Source organism: Schumannella sp. 10F1B-5-1, from assembly GCF_006517535.1.
Taxonomy (GTDB): Bacteria; Actinomycetota; Actinomycetes; order Actinomycetales; family Microbacteriaceae; genus Schumannella.
The window spans coordinates 1-202 of the sequence record NZ_VHQH01000053.1 but is presented as its reverse complement, the minus strand read 5'-3'; the positions used below and the strand labels follow the sequence as shown (position 1 = coordinate 202).

Sequence of the window (202 nt, the reverse complement as noted above, 5' to 3'; positions counted from 1 at the left end):
GTCGAGCCGCACCGACCCCGTGGTGGGGTCGTAGAACCGCGCTACGAGCTTCGCGAGCGTCGACTTGCCGGCCCCCGTCGATCCGACGAGCGCGACGGTCTGGCCGGCCGGGATGTGCAGCTCGAAGTCGGGCAGCACCACGAGGTCCTCGCGGTAGGCGAAGCGCACGTCGTCGAAGTCGAGGGCCCCGCGCGCCCTCCAC

General features: G+C 72.3%; 1 protein-coding gene. It reads right to left on the bottom strand.

Features of this window, described 5'->3' with window-relative positions:
- The coding region (locus tag FJ658_RS14980; RefSeq protein WP_141146204.1) for an ATP-binding cassette domain-containing protein at window positions 1–202 on the bottom strand (202 nt) is incomplete at both ends.